13 protein-coding genes are annotated in these 15,805 nt (G+C 71.1%); 6 read left to right on the top strand and 7 right to left on the bottom strand.

Features of this window, described 5'->3' with window-relative positions; translation table 11 throughout:
- Entirely contained in the window at positions 1 to 1,659 is a 1,659-nt protein-coding gene (locus ACIBQX_RS23375; protein ID WP_397007782.1) for a cellulase family glycosylhydrolase, read from the top strand.
- 229 nt (positions 1,660 to 1,888) lie between these two features.
- Here ACIBQX_RS23375 and ACIBQX_RS23370 read toward each other — a convergent pair whose 3' ends face one another.
- The 5 genes from ACIBQX_RS23370 to ACIBQX_RS23350 all read right to left on the bottom strand — a co-directional run bounded on the left by ACIBQX_RS23370 (position 1,889) and on the right by ACIBQX_RS23350 (position 8,207).
- On the bottom strand, positions 1,889 to 2,437 hold the full coding sequence (locus ACIBQX_RS23370; RefSeq protein ID WP_397007780.1) for a hypothetical protein: 549 nt from the start codon (positions 2,435 to 2,437) through the stop codon (positions 1,889 to 1,891).
- A gap of 9 nt (positions 2,438 to 2,446) precedes the next feature.
- On the bottom strand, positions 2,447 to 3,508 hold the full coding sequence (locus tag ACIBQX_RS23365) for a lytic polysaccharide monooxygenase (protein ID WP_397007778.1): 1,062 nt from the start codon (positions 3,506 to 3,508) through the stop codon (positions 2,447 to 2,449).
- 184 nt (positions 3,509 to 3,692) lie between these two features.
- Positions 3,693 to 4,943, bottom strand: coding sequence for a serine/threonine-protein kinase (locus ACIBQX_RS23360; RefSeq protein ID WP_397007776.1), 1,251 nt, complete (start codon positions 4,941 to 4,943; stop codon positions 3,693 to 3,695).
- Entirely contained in the window at positions 4,930 to 5,901 is a 972-nt protein-coding gene (locus ACIBQX_RS23355; protein WP_397007774.1) for a LacI family DNA-binding transcriptional regulator, read from the bottom strand. Before ACIBQX_RS23355 ends, ACIBQX_RS23360 begins: the two co-directional genes overlap by 14 nt.
- 143 nt (positions 5,902 to 6,044) lie before the next feature.
- A complete protein-coding gene (locus ACIBQX_RS23350) occupies positions 6,045 to 8,207 on the bottom strand; it encodes a transglycosylase domain-containing protein (RefSeq protein WP_397007772.1) in 2,163 nt (720 codons plus the stop codon).
- Positions 8,208 to 8,454: 247 nt separating this feature from the next.
- Between ACIBQX_RS23350 and ACIBQX_RS23345 the strand changes: the two genes are divergently transcribed.
- From ACIBQX_RS23345 to ACIBQX_RS23325, 5 genes are all read left to right on the top strand, one after another.
- Positions 8,455 to 11,322, top strand: a complete 2,868-nt coding sequence (locus ACIBQX_RS23345) for an AAA family ATPase (RefSeq protein ID WP_397007770.1) — start codon at positions 8,455 to 8,457, stop codon at positions 11,320 to 11,322.
- Positions 11,323 to 11,487: 165 nt separating this feature from the next.
- Positions 11,488 to 12,027: a dihydrofolate reductase family protein gene (locus ACIBQX_RS23340; protein ID WP_397007768.1), complete on the top strand. Its 540-nt coding sequence runs from the start codon at positions 11,488 to 11,490 to the stop codon at positions 12,025 to 12,027.
- Positions 12,028 to 12,068: 41 nt separating this feature from the next.
- Positions 12,069 to 12,449 (top strand): VOC family protein, encoded by a 381-nt coding sequence (locus tag ACIBQX_RS23335; RefSeq protein WP_397007766.1) that lies wholly within the window; start codon positions 12,069 to 12,071, stop codon positions 12,447 to 12,449.
- Positions 12,446 to 12,796, top strand: a complete 351-nt coding sequence (locus ACIBQX_RS23330; protein WP_397007764.1) for a DUF1801 domain-containing protein — start codon at positions 12,446 to 12,448, stop codon at positions 12,794 to 12,796. The genes ACIBQX_RS23335 and ACIBQX_RS23330 overlap by 4 nt, the downstream gene beginning before the upstream one ends.
- Positions 12,797 to 12,875: 79 nt before the next feature.
- Positions 12,876 to 13,811, top strand: a complete 936-nt coding sequence (locus ACIBQX_RS23325) for a sporulation protein (protein WP_397007762.1) — start codon at positions 12,876 to 12,878, stop codon at positions 13,809 to 13,811.
- Positions 13,812 to 13,826: 15 nt separating this feature from the next.
- Here the strand turns inward: ACIBQX_RS23325 and ACIBQX_RS23320 are convergent, their stop codons facing one another.
- Complete coding sequence (locus tag ACIBQX_RS23320; protein WP_397007760.1) at positions 13,827 to 14,987, bottom strand: glycosyltransferase family 4 protein; 1,161 nt, start codon at positions 14,985 to 14,987, stop codon at positions 13,827 to 13,829.
- Positions 14,984 to 15,730: a sulfotransferase family protein gene (locus tag ACIBQX_RS23315; protein WP_397007758.1), complete on the bottom strand. Its 747-nt coding sequence runs from the start codon at positions 15,728 to 15,730 to the stop codon at positions 14,984 to 14,986. Before ACIBQX_RS23315 ends, ACIBQX_RS23320 begins: the two co-directional genes overlap by 4 nt.
- Between the last annotated feature and the right edge of the window lie 75 nt (positions 15,731 to 15,805).

The following is a 15,805-nucleotide window of genomic DNA, read 5'->3' as shown; positions in this document are numbered from 1 at the left end:
ATGAGATCCCGACTCGCCGCGATGGCGGCGCTCCTGCTCCTACCGCTCGTCCCCTTACCGGTCGCCCTCGCCGCCCCCGCGCACGCCGCGCACACCACCCCCGCGCACACCGTCCTCGCGCACACCGCCCCCGCGTACGCCGCCACCGGCCTGCATGTCAGCGGCGACGACATCGTCGAGGCCGGCGGTCAGCCCTTCGTCATCCGCGGCACCAGCCACGCCCACACCTGGTATCCGGGGGAGACGCAGTCGTTCGCGGGCATCAAGTCGCTCGGCGCCAACGCCGTGCGGGTGGTGCTCAGCGGTGGCCGCTGGACCGCCAACGACACCGCCGACGTGGCCGAGGTCGTCTCCTTGTGCAAGCAGAACAGGCTGATCTGCGTCCTGGAGAACCACGACACCACCGGATACGGCGAGCAGGACGGCGCCTACACCCTGGACCAGGCCGCCGACTACTGGATCAGCGTCAAGACCGCGCTGGCCGGCCAGGAAGACCACGTCATCGTCAACATCGGCAACGAGCCCATCGGCAACAACGCCGTCACCCCCGGCTGGGCCGCCGCCACCACGGCCGCGATCAGGAAGCTGCGCGACAACGGCTTCGACCACGCGCTCATGGTGGACGCGCCCAACTGGGGCCAGGACTGGTCCTTCACCATGCGCGACAGCGCCAGGTCCGTCTTCGACGGCGACCCCGACCGCAACACGATCTTCTCCGTCCACATGTACGGGGTCTTCGACACGGCGGCGGAGGTCATCTCCTACATGGACGCGTTCAGGACCGCCGGGCTGCCGCTGGTCGTGGGCGAGTTCGGGCACGACCACTCCGACGGGAACCCCGACGAGGGCACGATCATGGCGCAGGCCGTGAGCCGGGGGATCGGCTACCTCGGCTGGTCCTGGAGCGGCAACAGCGGCGGCGTGGAGTATCTGGACCAGGTCACCGACTTCGACGCGGCCCGGCTCACCTCGTGGGGCGAGCGGCTCTTCAACGGCGCCGACGGCATCGCCGCGACCGCCCGCGAGGCGGCCGTCTACGGCGGTGGCGGCGACCCCGACGACATCACCCCGCCCACCACCCCCGGCGCCCCGGCGGCCTCCGGTGTCACCGCGACGGGAGCCACCCTCAGCTGGGCCGCCTCGACCGACGACGTGGGCGTCACCGGCTACGAGGTCTATCGCTCTCCCGGCACCCTGCTCGGCCGGTCGGCGACCACCTCGATGACCCTGACCGGCCTGACCCCCGCCACCGCCCACGAGGTCCACGTCCGGGCCGCCGACGCCGCCGGCAACCGGTCGGACCCGTCGCCGAGTGTCTCCTTCACCACGCTCCCCGGCGGCGGTGACGGCGGGGACTGCTCGGTGACGGCCACCGTGCAGTCCCAGTGGAGCACCGGGTACGTCGCCCAGCCGGTGATCGTGACCAACACCGGTTCGGCGGCCACGACCGGCTGGACGGTGACCTTCACCCTGCCCGCCGGGCACACGATCACGGGCTCCTGGAACGCCGAGGTGACGGTCGACGGGCAGACGGTCACGGCCTCGAACCTGTCCTACAACGGCGGACTCGGGCCGGACGAGAGCACGTCCTTCGGCTTCCAGGCCGGCCGGCCGAGCGGCCAGACGAGCGTGCCGTCCGGCTACACCTGCGCCACCTGACCAGCCAGCCCCCTGACCAGCCCCTCACCAGTCCCCTGGCCAGTCCCCTGACCAGCCCTGCCGCCGTCCCCCCGCAGCCCTGCCGACCGCACTCCCGCGGAGTCACCGAGGAGGTGAGGCCCCTGACCCCACTCAGGTAAGCACCCCTGCGACACCATCCCGCCCGGATGGCAAGAACGCGGCCGGCCGAGTCCTCCCCCTCGTCGCCGGCCGCGTTCCCATGCCCGGATCAGCGCGCCTGCGAGAACCTCGCGCGCGCCGCGTCGATCGCCTCGTCGTCGGCGAACGCGCCGAACGCCTCCTCGTGGTAGCGCTCGGGGATCGCCTGCCTGACCCGCTCCGGGTAGCCGATGCCCGGCTCGGGCACCCGGATCTGCGCGTGCTCGCCGAGGCGTACGGCGAGCGGGCCGGAGACGCGTACGGACATCGCCCAGTCCTCGCCCGCGCCGGTGATCGCGCACAGGTGCCGGGCGTACACCCAGTGCACCTCGGCCACCGTGGCCGCGTCCGCGGGCTCGACCCCGAAGGGGTCCACCGCGCACACGACCCGGCCCGCGTCCTCGCCGAACTCGTGGCCGTGGTCGTGGTGCTCGGCCGGCGAGGACTGCTCCAAGATCGCTGTCACCCGGGCGGCGAGCGATTCGCGCAGCTCGGCGGGCAGCCCCTGCTGCCGCAGGCCCACGAAGAGCGCCGCCCCGGCGACGGAGGCCGCGACCACGACGGTGACCGCCACGAGGCGTCCCCGCCGGGCCGTCGGCCTCCTCAGTTCGTCAAGCATGCCGGTGACCTACGAACTGGTACAGGTCAGAGCCGGCACCGGGCTGGGCGCGGCGCCCGTGGCGTTGAAGCCGAACGTGGTGGAGGCGTTCGGCGCCAGTTGCCCGTTGTGCGTCACGTTCTTGGCCACCACCGAGGGTGGTTGCCCGGTCAGCTCGGCGTTCCAGGGTGCGCCCGCGAAGCCCTGGCCGCCGGTGTAGTTCCAGCTGACGGTCCAGCCGTTGAGCGTGCCCGTCCCGGTGTTGCGCACGGTCACCTCGCCCTGGAAGTGGCCGGGCCAGTTGTTGTCGATCGCGCGGAAGGTGGCGGAGCAGTCGCCCGTCGGGGTCGGGGTCTCGGTCGGGTCGGGGTCGGGGTCGGGGGTGCTGCCGTCCGGGCCCATGCCGGTGACCTCGCCGTTGCCGCCGTCGAAGACCACGTCGGAGCAGCTGTAGAAGTTCTCGTTGCTGTCGGAGCGGATCCAGTGGATGTAGATCATGTGCCGGCCGCTCTTGCCGGACGGGAGCTGGACGTTCCAGTGGTAGTAGTTGAGCCCGCCGACGCCGCCGCTCTGGGGCGGGTTGGCGGCGCTGCCGAAGGACTCCAGGTCGGACCACTTGAGCGGCGCGTTGGGGTTCCAGCCGTTCTTGGTGATGTAGTAGACGAACGAGCCGGGGTGGGCGGCCCAGTTGCTGTGCCGGATCTGGATGTTGGCGCCCGAGGTCAGGTGGGTCAGCGGCCAGTCGGAGCGGACGGCGTTGTAGGCGGTGAAGTCGTACGGGCCGCCGGTGCCGCCGCTGCAGAGCTGGCCGTCGGGGATGAAGCCGCTGGTCCGGCCCGCGCCGTCGGAGCGCAGCACGGCGAACCAGTTGTACAGCGGGGTGGCGCCGCTCTGGGCGACGGCCGCCGCGCAGGCGGGGTTGTAGGGGTCGATCTGACCGTTGTCCCGCAGGCCGTCCTGCCAGCAGAGGAAGGTGCGGCTACCGGGGAACATCGTGACGCCGTGAGCTTGTGCCGACGGGACCACCAGGGCCGTGACGATCATGGCTAACGCCGCGGCGGCTGCCAGTACCGCCGTTCGGATGACTCTCATGAGGAAGATTCCTTTGCTCGCCTGACTGTGCTCGCATGACTGTGGAACCCCCCACGACCCCGCCCGCCCGGCAGCACTCGCGTGGCCGCATTACAGCACGCCACGACTGTCTCGACAACGTCGCGTGAAACTTTCACGCCGCCACGATGGGAGCGCTCCCATTCGCACGTCGAGAGCCGAGGGATCAGGGCTGGCGGCGGGCCACGGTGATCTCGTTGAGACGGATCTCCAGCTCGACGCGGCAGTCCGGGTGGAGCCTGCCCTCGCGTTCCCGGTCGGCCAGCTTGCGGCGCAGGCCGGCCAGCCCGGACTCCTCCTTGCCCGGCGTCACCAGGGAGCCGCGCAGCACCTGCTTGATGTCGAGGGCGACGTCGCCTTCCGTGGCCCCGCAGACGCCGGAGTCCTCCAGCGTCGCGTGGAAGCCGTCGACGGCCTGCCGGATGGTGTGGACCTCGACCTGCGCGTGCTCGGTGATGCGGTGGGAGGCGGTGGCCGAGGCCGAGGAGGTGGGCGCCGTCACCACGGGACCGGGATCGCCCGGCGGATACTCGAACCAGGCCAGGAAGGACAGGGCGAGCGCGCCCACCCCCGCCCCGGCCATCGCCAGGCCGCGCCGTACCCGCTTGCCCAGCCTGAGCGCGGCGGTCAGCGCGTCCGCGACCTCGGCCGCCGAGGGCCGGCGCTCGGGCTCGTGGGCGAGGCAGCGCTGGCAGAGCGCGGCCACCGAGTGCGGCACCCCGGCCGGGCGCGGCGGAGGAGAGGTGCGGCGGGCCGCCTCAAGCTGCTCCCAGGTGGTCTCCGGGTACGGCGTCCGGCCGGTGATCATGGTGAACAGCAGCACGCCGAGCGCGTAGACGTCGACGGCCGGGTGGGTGGCCGCGCCGTCGAGCCGCTCCGGGGCGACGTAGGGAGGGGTGCCGCAGTCGTCGTCGGGGGCGCCCGCCCAGGCCGCGATCCCGAAGTCGAGCAGCTTCGGCCCGTCCGGGGTGAGCAGCACGTTCTCGGCGGTGACGTCCCGGTGGACCAGGCCGCGGGTGTGCCCGGCGGCCAGGACCCGGGCCATCCGCACGCCGATGCTCGCGGCCTCGGGCCACGGCATCGGGCCCACGGCGATGCGCTCGGCCAGCGGCGTCCCGTTGAGCAGGGGCATCACGACGAAGGCCGCGACGGCGCCGTTGCGGGTCACGGCCTCGCCGTAGTCGTAGATCTCGATGGCGTCCGGGTGGATGAACCGGGCGGCGGCCCGTGCCTCGGTGCGCGCGCGGGCACGGTCGCCGAGCCCCGTCTGCAGCGACGAGGTCACCACCTTCACCGCCACCGTGCGCTGCAACGACTGGTCGAACGCCCGCCAGATCACCGACATGCCGCCGGTGGCCAGCGGCTCCAGCAGCAGATATCTGCGGGCCAGGAGGTCCCCGGGTTCATGCCGAGTCACGGACGATCAGTTCCGTCGGGAGGATGGGGTCGATGCCGGTCGTACCGGACAGGAGCAGCCGGGTGGCGATCGTGGCGACCTCCTCGACGGGCTGCCGAACCGTGGTCAGTGCTGGATTGGTGTGCCTGGCGACGGGGGCGTCGTCGAAGCCGATCACCGCGACGTCGGTGGGCACCCTGCGCCCGGCCCGCCGCAGGGCCTGGATCGCGCCCGCCGCCATCAGGTCGGAGGCGGCGAAGATCGCGTCGAGTCCGGGCGCGTGGCGCAGCAGCCACTGCGTGGCATGGGTGCCGGAGGCGGCGGTGAAGTCCCCGTACGCGACGGGCACGTCGGCCATGCCGGCCTCCTGCAGCGTACGGACCAGACCGTCGAGCCGGTCGCGGGCGGCGGGCAGCGAGGGCGGGCCGCCGATGGCGGCGACGGCCCGGCGGCCGGTCAGCATCAGGTGCTCGGCCGCCTGCCGGCCGCCGTCGTAGTTGTCCACGTCGGTGAAGGGGAGCTTGAGGTCGTGCGGGGGCCGGCCGATGTTGCGCACGGAGATGCCGGAGGTGCACAGCTTGATGGCCAGGGGATGCCGCTCCCTGGCGCCGACCAGCAGCACCGCGCCGGACAGCGCGGGAAGGACGGAGGAGGTCGGGCTGACGGTCGTCACCATGAGGTGGGTGCCCTGCTCGGCGACGACGGCGCCGGTGGCAGACAGCAGTCGGGCGTAGTACGGTTCGGAGAATAATCGCGGCAACTGGTCGCAGACGACCACGGTGACTCCGGTCGCCGTGCCGCTGGAGACAGAGCCTCTGGGTGCCCGTTGACGCACATAGCCCATCCGCGAGACCGCCTCGTAGACCTGGCGCCGGGTCGACGTGCTGACCCGCACCGAGCCGGTGAGAACTCGGGAGGCGGTCGCCGGAGAAACCCCGGCGGCCGCGGCGACCTGTGCAAGTGTGGGCTGCTCGGACATGCGTCAGCACCTCGCGCCAAAGATCCCTGGGAGCGCTCCCACGTTATCAATGTTTCCGCGTCGTTAACAGGCCCACTGCACGCGTAGTTAGCCCCCAGTAAGAGGATCCCCGGCCACGAGCCGGCCGGGGATCCTGCGCGCGCCTACCGGCCGCCCGGCGGGTCGGCGAGCGTGAAGTCGTCGTCTCCCACGTCGGGCAGGTCGTCGGGCTCCACCCGGTCGTCGCGCCGCGGCTGCACGGGCGCGCAGCTCTGACCGCAGCCGCCGAAGCGGGCCGAGTCGATCGGCGGGAACGGCGTCGCCGGGACCCCCTTCAGGGCCGCGATCATGGTGTCCTTGAAGACGGGGCCCGGCACGCTGGAGCCGAAGACCGACCCGTAGTAGCGGCCGCCGATGGTGACGTTGTTCAGCTTGTACTTCTGCGAGCCGCGCGGGTCGCCGATGCTGACCGCACCCGCCAGATCGGGGGTGAACCCGGCGAACCAGGCGGTGGCCTGAGCGTCGGAGGTGCCGGTCTTGCCCGCCACGGGACGGCCGATGCCGCCGACGCCGCGCATCGTGCCCTTGGTGAAGACACCGGTCAGCACGTTGGCGGCGGCGTCGGCCACCTCCTTGTCCATCACCTGCTTGCACTTCGGGTCGTACTTCTTGACCTTGCCGTAGCGGTCGGTGATCTGGGTGACGACCATGGGCTCGCAGTACTTGCCACGGGCCGCGATGGCCGCGTAGGCGTTGGCGACGGTCACCGGGTCCATCTCGTTCGTGCCCAGCGTGAACGTGGAGAACTCCAGCAGCGGCAGGCCGTCCGCGCGCTTGATGCCCAGCGACTTGGCGGTCTTGATGGTGTCGCAGAGGCCGACCTTCTCCTCCAGCTTCATGAAGAAGGTGTTGACCGAGCCCCAGGTGCCCGTCTGCAGCGTCTTGAAGCCACCCGACCCCTCGTCGTTGGTGACGGTGTGGGACGGGTCGCCGATGCTGTCGCCCTTGCAGTTCTTGAACGTCGAGTAGAACGGGGCGCGGTAACCGGCCCCCACCGAGAAGCCGTCGTTGACCTTCATGCCCTCCTTGAGGGCGGTCAGCAGGGTGAACGTCTTGAACGTCGAACCCGGCTGGAAGCCGACGCCGCCGCCGTGCGCCGAGTCGGCCACGACGTTGTAGGACATCTCGTTCTTACGCTTGTTGGTGCCGTACTTGCGGCTGGCGGCCATCGCCTTGATCTGCCCGGTGCCGGGCTCCACCAGGGCCTCGGAGGCCACGGGGTAGTCGGAGGCGAAGACGTGCTTCTTGATCGCGGCCTCGGCGGCCCGCTGCATCTTGGGGTCGAGCGTGGTCTTGATCTTCAAACCGCCGCGGTTGAGGAGCTGGGCCCGCTGCTTCTTCGTCTTGGCGAAGACCGGGTTGCTGAGCACCTCCGCGCGCACGTACATGCAGTAGTACGGATAGCGGCTCGCCTCGCATCCACCGGGCAGGGCGGTGCCCTTGTAGCCCAGCTTCTCCTTCTTGGCGTCCTCGGCCTCTTGCGGCGTGATCTTCTTGAGCTCGGCCATCCGGTTGAGCACCACGTTGCGCCGCTCCAGCAGCCGCTTGCGCTGGTCCTTGCCGAGGTTGGGGTCGGTCCTGTTGGGGTCCTGCACCGCTCCGGCCAGGGTGGCGGCCTGCGCCAGGCTGAGTTCGGAGGCCTTCACGCCGAAGAACCGCTTGGCCGCGGCCTCCACGCCGTTGGCCCCCGCACCGAAGTAGGCGATGTTGAGGTACTTCTCAAGGATCTCGTCCTTGGTGTACTTCTTCTCGATCGCCATCGCGTAGCGCAGCTCGTTGAGCTTGCGGGCGTAGCTGGTCTCCAGGGCCTTGGCCTTCTCCTCCTCGGTGTCCGCGGCGTTGTACAGCACCTGCTTGACGTACTGCTGGGTGATGCTGGAGCCGCCCTGGGCGACGCCGCCCGCCGACAGGTTCTTGGCCAGGGCGCGGATGGTGCCTTCGATGTCGATGGCGCCGTGCTGGTAGAAGCGGAAGTCCTCGATCGAGATGATGGCCGTCTTCATCACCTCGGCCACGTCGGCCAGCTTGATGACCTCGCGGTACTCCTCGTAGAACTGGGCGATCTGGTTGCCCTTGGCGTCCATGATCTCGGTCTTCTCCGCCAGCGGGGGCTCTACCAGGTCCTCGGGCTTGAGGTTGAGATCTTCTGACGCGGTGATGAACATCGCGCCGGCGCCGCCGATGGCCGGCAGCGCGATGGCTGCTGTCAGCACGCCCGCAGCGGTGGCCGCTCCCGCCAGCCGAAGGATGCTCGAGCCACGGCTCATGTGATAGAACCTCCCTTTCGCCGTTGGAACCGTTTCAAACCCTATAGGCACGGCGATTCAGGTGACTCCTTAAAGGGGCGAATGCCGCAGTGGCGGACGTCACCCGGCGAACCAGGTTCAAGATGCGCCCCCTGAACCCTGCGCGGGGGGCGCTGAAGGCCCGCGGTACCGGTCAGGCGCGCTGATGTCGACCTTGGTGCCATGATGGACAGCGGGTTCGGGGGAAGCCGATGAATCTGGATTTTTCATGATTTTTGGGCGGGCGGCCGAACAGGCGCGCATCGACGGGCTCATGGCGGCGGCCACGGCCGGGCGCGGCGGGGCGCTGCTGCTCCGGGGCGAGGCGGGGATCGGCAAGACGAGGCTGCTCGACCACGCCGCCGAGGCCGCCGAGGCCGCCGACGGCATGCGGGTGCTGCGCGGCGTGGGCATCGAGTCGGAGGCCGAGCTGCCCTTCGCCGCCCTGCACCTGTTGCTCCACCCGTACACCGACCGCGTCGAGGCGCTGGCCGGGCCGCAGGCGGCGGCGCTGCGGACGGCGTTCGGGCTGGAGGAGACGCCGGTACGCGATCGCTTCCTGATCGGCGCGGCCACTTTGTCGATGCTCTCCGAGCTCAGCGGCGACGGGCCGCTGGTCTGCCTGCTCGACGACGCCCAGTGGTTCGACCAGGCGTCCTCCGACGCGCTGCTGTTCGCCGCCAGGAGGCTGCACGCCGAGCCGCTGGTGATGATCTTCGCCGTCCGCGACGGTGGCGCCTATCCCGCCCCCGGCATCGACGAGCTGCACCTGACCGCCCTGGACGGGCGGAGCACCGCCGGGCTGCTCGCCGAGCACGCCGGCGACCTGCCCGCTCTGGTACGCGAGCGGATCGCGGCCGAGTCGGGCGGCAACCCGCTCGCGGTGATCGAGCTGGCCACGACGCTCGCCGCGCTCCAGGGCAACGGCCGGCCCGCGCCTCCGCTGCCCATCGGCCCGCTGCCCGCGGCCGGACGCGTACAGGACGCCTTCCAAGCCCAGATCGGCGGACTGCCCGCCGCCACCCAGCTCCTGCTGCTGCTCGCCGCGGCGGACGGCGCCGCCGGGCTGCCCGTCGTCCTCCGCGCGGGCGCGCTGCTCGGCGCCTCGGCCGCCGACCTGGAGCCCGCCGAGCGCGCCAGGCTCGTCACCCTCTCCGGCGAGCACGTGACCTTCCGGCACCCCCTGATCAGAGCCGCCGCCTACCAGGCCGCCCCCCACACCCGCCGAACCGAGGCCCACCGTGCCCTGGCCACCGTACTCACCCCGACGCCGCCGGACGCCGATCGGCGGGCGTGGCATCTGTCCGCGGCCGCGACGGGCCCGGACGAGGGGGTCGCGGCGGAGCTGGAGCTGGCTGCCCGCCGGGCCGAGCATCGGGGTGGGTCGATGGCCGTCACCGTCGCGCTCGAACGCGCCGCCCAGCTGAGCGTCGATCCCGCCGCCAAGGCGCGGCGGCTGATAGGGGCGGCGCGGGCGGCCTACGACGCGGGGCTCGCGGACCGGGCCACCGAGCTCGCGGCCGGCGCCGCAGACCTGGGAGGAGTCCTCTCGGTGACCGCCGAGGCCATGTGGATCAAGGCGCAGGTTGCCTACGAACGCACCTCGCCGGTCGCGGCCGCCGCCCTCGCCCTGGCGGGCGCCGAGCTCATCGCCGCCGACGAGCCGGACCAGGCCGTGCCGATCCTCACCGAAGCGGTCTGGTGCGCGCGGGACGCCGGAGCCCACGACCTGGTGCGGAGGTGCGCCGGAGTGCTGGCGAAGCTGGAGCCCGCCCCGGCCGTGCGCCCGGTCGTCCAGGGTCTCATCGGGTACGGCCACCTGTGCGACGGCGCGACGGCGGCGGCGATCGGGCCCATGCGGGAGCTGGTGGCGGCCGCGCGGCACGGTGCCGTCGACGGCTTCGTGGAGCGGCTCATCGCCGGGTTCATGGGCATGCTGGTGGCCGACGACGAGGCCGCCACAGAGGTGCTGGAGGCCCTCGTCGCCGACCTCCGCGAGCAGGGCGCGGCGGGCTGGCTGCCGTACGGCCTGGAGCCGCTGGCCATCGCGCTGCTGCTGCGGGGCCGGTTCGGGAGTGCCGAGGCGGCTGTGGAGGAGGGGGGCGGCCTGGCCCGCGACATCGGCCAGCCGACCCAGGTCCTGGCGCTCGACTCGATCGCGGCCTGGCTGGCGGCGGTGCGCGGGGACGAGTCGCGCTGCCGGTCCGTCGCGGAGGGCGTACTGGAGCATGCCGATCTGCACCCCACCAACGCCGCGCTGGCGGCGTGGGGGCTCGGTCTGCTGGACCTCGCCGCGGGCCGGCCGGAGGAGGCGGCGTCCCGCCTCGACGGCGTGTGCGGCGGCCCGGCCGGACATGACGTCCTCATCAAGGCCGTGCCGGACCACGTCGAGGCGGCGGTGCGGGCCGGGCTGACCGGTGACGCCGTACGCCACCTGGCCGCGCTCGACCGCTGGGCACGGCACACCGACCGGCCGGGCGCGGCGGCGCTGTCCCACCGCTGCCACGCCCTCCTCGCCGACGACCGAACCGCCGAGCACCACTACCGGACCGCACTCCACCTGCACGACCAGCCGCCCGAGGGGCGATACGACGGTCCACCCCCCGGCCTGTCAGTGGGTGCGTACGGCGCGGTCTCGGGGGGCTTGCACCCAAGACCCCCGGAGGATGCGTACGGCGCGGTCTCTGCGGGGGTGTGCGGGGAAGGGGACGGGGGGTCGTACGACCGGGCGCGTACGGCGCTGGTCTACGGGGAGTGGCTTCGGCGTAATCGTCGCCGTTCGGACGCCAGGCGGTGGCTGGCCGAGGCGCTGGACGGGTTCGAGCGGCTCGGGGCGCCGGTGTGGGCGGCGCGGGCCAGGACCGAGCTCGCGGCGGTGGGGGACCGCCGGGCGGAGCCGTCGCCCGCGGTGCATCCGCTCGCGCGGCTGACCGCCCAGGAGCTGCAGGTGGTACGGCTGGCCGCCGGCGGCCTGAGCAACCGGGAGATCGCGGTCCGGCTCTTCCTGAGCCCGCGTACGGTGGGGCACCACCTCTACAAGGCCTATCCCAAGCTGGGTGTGACCAAGCGGACAGAGCTCACCAGACTGCTCGGCTAGGCAGGCGGGCCGAGCTCACCACGCCGCACGGCCTGGCAGGCGGGCCGAGCTCGCCAGGCCGGAGGCTAAGTAGGCCTACTTAGCCTCCGGCCTGCGCGGGAAGCCGTGGAACACCAGTAGCCCGACCGATGCGCCCGTACCGGCCCGAACCGTAGCGTCGTGGACATGCGCAAAGTCATCGCCTCCACCTACGTGACTCTGGACGGGTACATCGACAATCCCCACCTGTGGTCGCTGGAGTACGGCAGCGAGGAGACCGCCGGCTACGCCAAGGACCTGCTCTTCGGCGCCGACGCCCTGCTGCTGGGCCGCGTCACCTATGAAGGGTTCGCACAGGCGTGGCCGTCGATGACCGACGGGGCGGGGTTCGCCGACCGGATGAACGGCATGCCTAAGTACGTCGTCTCCGCCACTCTGGCGAGCGCGAGCTGGAACAACTCGACCATCATCCGGGAGAACATCGCCGACGCGGTGGCCGAGCTCAAGCGGCAGCCCGGCGGCGACATCCTCACCTACGGCTGCGGCCGGCTCACCGACACCCTGCGCGCACACGGACTGCTCGACGAGTACCGCCTCTGGTTCCATCCTGTCCTCCGCGGTGAGGGACAGCGCCTGTTCGGCGAGGGCACCAGGGCCACCTTGGAACTGCTCGACACGACGACGTTCGCCACCGGTGTCGTCGTCCACACCTACCGGCCGGCGTGAAAGAGGTCATCATGTCCACAAAAATCATGATTAATCTGCCTGTGAAGGATCTTGCCGCCAGCAAGAAGTTCTTCACCGAGCTGGGGTTCGCCTTCAACGACGCGTTCGCCGACGAGAACATGGAGGCCGTCGTCATCACCGACGACATCCTCGTCATGCTGCTGGTCGAGCCGTATTTCATCACCTTCACCCACAAGCAGGTCACCGACACCTCCACCGCCAGCGAGGCCATCCTCGCGCTGGCCGTCGAAAGCCGCGAGCGGGTCGACGAGCTCGCGGACAGGGCGCTCGCCGCCGGCGGCGTGGCCGTGGGCGAGCCCCGCGACCTGGGCTTCCTCTACCTGCGCAGCTTCACCGACCTCGACGGTCACCAGTGGGAAGTCAGCCACATCGACATGACCGCCGCCATGGAGGCGTCGTGAGCGGCAACCCGGACGTCGACGCGTTCATCGCGACCAGGCTCCTGCCGGAGCAGCAGGAGATCGCGGGGGTGCTGCGCGAGCTGGTGGCCGAGCAGGCGCCGGAGCTCCAGGAGGTCATCAGCAGCGGCTCGCCCGCGTGGAAGGGCCGTACGGTCGTGGCGATCATCAGCCACAGCAAGACCCACCTCACCTTCGCCTTCTCCCGTGGCGCCGACTTCGAGGACCCGCACGGGCTGCTGGAGGGCGTCGGCAAGAAGACCAGGCACGTCAAGATCAAAAAGGTCGCGGCCATCGACCGTGACGCCCTGCGCGACTACGTCGCCCAGGCCGTGCGGCTGGACGGATGACGCGGGTTTTCGGGAACCCTGGGAACTTGATGATCGTTTCAGGTACGGTCGCGAGCCGTACCTGAACGGAGAGTAATCAGTGGTATTCAAGAGAATGCTGGGCGCCTTCGGCGTCGGAGCCCCCTCGGTGGACACCGTCCTCACCACGCCGCGCGTGCGGCCGGGTGGCACGCTGGCGGGGCAGGTGCGGCTGAAGGGCGGCGAGTTCGACGCCGACATCGAGCATGTGACGCTGGGGCTGGTCGCCCGCGCCGAGGTGGAGCACGCGGAGGGCGAGCAGAGTGGAGTGGCCGAGCTCTACCGCACGCGGGTCTCGGGCCCGTTCAAGCTCGACAAGGGCGAGGACAAGGTCATCCCGTTCGAGACCGCCGTGTCGTGGGAGACGCCGATCAGCGAGGTTCAGGGTCAGCCGCTGACCGGGATGGCGCTGGGTGTCCGCACCGAGCTGGCCATCGCCAAGGCCGTCGACAAGGGCGACCTGGACCCGATCTCGGTCGAGCCGCTGCCCTCGCAGGAGCGGGTGCTGGAGGCGTTCCTGGCGCTCGGCTTCACCTTCAAGTCGGCCGACCTGGAGGCGGGCCAGATCTACGGCGTCCACCAGGATCTGGCCTTCTACCAGGAGATCGAGTTCTACGGCCCGCCCGGACGGATCAAGGAGGCGGAGCTGACCTTCGTCACCGACGCCGACGGGATGGACATCGTCATCGAGGCGGACAAGCGGTCCGGCTACGGATCGAGTGACGCGATCGGCCGGTTCCGGGTCCGGCACGAGGAGGCGCTGCGGAGGGACTGGGTCGCCGAGCTCGGCGACTGGCTGCGCAACCTGGAGCAGCTCGGGCACCACAGCGGTCATCACGGCGGCCACCACCATCACGAGGAGCACCACCACCACGGCGGCGGCATGGGCGGCATGGTCGCGGCCGGAGCGCTGGGCGTGGCCGGCGGGCTGGTCGCCGCCGAGATCGTCGAGGAGGTGTTCGAAGGCGACGACGAGGGCGGGGACGGCGACTGGTAGCCGCCGTCCGTTTCGTCAGGAGTTGACCCGTTCGCCGTGCAGCAGCTCGGCGAACAGGTCCTCCCACATGGGCATCACGACGTCCGGCCCGTAGGCGCGGGCGGCCGCGGCGGCCGCGGCGCCCATCTCCAGCCGCCGCCCTCGGTCGGAGACGACCTCCTTGAGCGCGGCGGCGAGCGCGTCGGGGTCCCGCGGCGGCACCAGGATCCCGTCGACGCCGTCGGTCAGCACGTCACGAGGCCCGGTGGGGCAGTCGAAGGCCACGATGGGCAGCGCGTGCGTCATCGCCTCGATCATCACCATCGGCAGCCCCTCGAACCGGGAGCTGAGCACGTAGACGGAGGAGGCGGCCAGCTCCTCGTCGAGGCGGTCGGTGCGGCCCATCAGCGCGATGTGGTCCCGCATGCCCAGCTCGTCGATCTTCGCGGACAACTGAGCCTGCCTGGGGCCGGTGCCGAAGATGCGCAGCCGCCACTGCGGATGCTCCGCCACCACCTGGGCGAAGGCCGGGATGAGCATGTCGAACCCCTTCTGGGGCACGAGCCGCCCGGCGGCGACCACGACCGGGTTGTCCTGCCTGGAGTGGGCCTGGTCGACCTTGTGCACCGCGTTGGGAATCGGCACGATCTTGGACTTGGGCAGCAGCTCCTGGTATTCGAGCTGGTTCGTCCTGGTCAGCACGGCCACCGCGTCGAACCGGCCGTAGTAGCGGCCGATCTCCCGGCGGATGGTCTCCGGGTAGGCGTTCAGGTTCATGTGCTCCTGCGCGACCCGGATCACGCCCTTGCCGGCGCGGCGGGCGGCGATCAGGTTGAGCGCGGGCCGGGTGGTGACCAGGATGCCGTCGTTCAGCCCGGCGACGTAGTCCATGACCGCCTTCTCCACCCGTTCGGTGAAGTATTCGGCGGCGAACTCGCCCCGCGGCACCATCTTGCCCCGCACCCGCCGCCAGGCCTTGCGCGGCAGCGAGTCGGGCTGCCTGCCCTCGCGCTGGTCGACCAGCGCGCTGAGGCGGACCTTCGGGTGGAGGGCGAACTGCGGCTTGCCGCGCCGCCGTACCACGCTGACGATCTCCACGTCGTGCCCGGCCCTGGCCATCGCGTTGGCCTGGTTGATCACCGTGCGGATGGTGCCGCCCATGCCGTAGGCGTGCAGCATCAGGTAGCGGATCTTCACGGCAGATACCCCCAGCTCCGGCTGATGGGCTTCAGCGACTCGGGGATCGACTCCGGGTCGGGAAGCTCACGGCCGGGCTGTACGGTGCCAGAGCGGATCTTGTCCCGCCAGTCGCCGAGTCCCTTCTGGATGACCGTCTGCTCGCCGTACGAGAGCATCTGGGACTCCCAGTCCAGGCCGAGGAACTCGCAGATCTCGCGGGTCACCTTCTCCGGCTCGGCGCTGAGGTCTTCGTACCGCACGGTCAGGCCGGGCAGCGCCGACTTGGCGCGCTGCACGGCCTTCATGTAGCGCAGCGCGTCGAGCGCGGCCTCTTCCGGGGTGCGTTTGTCGGGGCTCGCCTCGTGCCAGGACGTCGCGATGGAGGCCGGGTGGCGCAGCAGGAAGATGAAGCGCGCGTCGGGCCAGCAGGTGGAGATGCGCTCGTAGGCGAACGCGTTCGCGGGCGTCTTGTCCACGATGAACTGCTTGCCGCTGCGGTGCAGCTCCCGGTGCAGCACCCGGTCCCAGAGGAGATGCTCAAGGTCGGCCTGGTTGTGACCGAGTGCCTCCATTGCCTTCTGTGCCAGGCTCGTGCCGAAGTCCACCCTCAGCCGCCGCACGTGAAGCTCGTGCGGGGCGTGCAATGCCGAATGGGCGTTGAGTATCGCGCGTAGCAGGGTGGAGCCGGACCGCACCGGCGAGATGATGAAGACGGGTGCGGTCAGCAACCGGTCGGCCTGCGGGTCCGCGGGCGGCCGCACCTCGACTTCGCTCGGCTTGGTCAGGGTCGGCGCGGGCGCCTTTACTATCCCCTGGTTCCCTACACGGTTAATCTG

This window comes from Nonomuraea sp. NPDC049714, assembly GCF_044465295.1.
In the GTDB taxonomy this organism is placed as follows: Bacteria; Actinomycetota; Actinomycetes; order Streptosporangiales; family Streptosporangiaceae; genus Nonomuraea.
Note: the sequence above shows the minus strand (reverse complement) of the source record. Positions and strands in the feature narration are given on the sequence as shown.

Excerpts from the sequence above, each read along its gene's own strand:
- ACIBQX_RS23375 (WP_397007782.1), top strand. The coding sequence starts at position 1 with ATGAGATCCCGACTCGCCGCGATGGCGGCGCTCCTGCTCCTACCGCTC.
- ACIBQX_RS23370 (WP_397007780.1), bottom strand. The coding sequence starts at position 2,437 with ATGCTTGACGAACTGAGGAGGCCGACGGCCCGGCGGGGACGCCTCGTG.
- ACIBQX_RS23365 (WP_397007778.1), bottom strand. The coding sequence starts at position 3,508 with ATGAGAGTCATCCGAACGGCGGTACTGGCAGCCGCCGCGGCGTTAGCC.
- ACIBQX_RS23355 (WP_397007774.1), bottom strand. The coding sequence starts at position 5,901 with ATGTCCGAGCAGCCCACACTTGCACAGGTCGCCGCGGCCGCCGGGGTT.
- ACIBQX_RS23350 (WP_397007772.1), bottom strand. The coding sequence starts at position 8,207 with ATGAGCCGTGGCTCGAGCATCCTTCGGCTGGCGGGAGCGGCCACCGCT.
- ACIBQX_RS23345 (WP_397007770.1), top strand. The coding sequence starts at position 8,455 with ATGATTTTTGGGCGGGCGGCCGAACAGGCGCGCATCGACGGGCTCATG.
- ACIBQX_RS23340 (WP_397007768.1), top strand. The coding sequence starts at position 11,488 with ATGCGCAAAGTCATCGCCTCCACCTACGTGACTCTGGACGGGTACATC.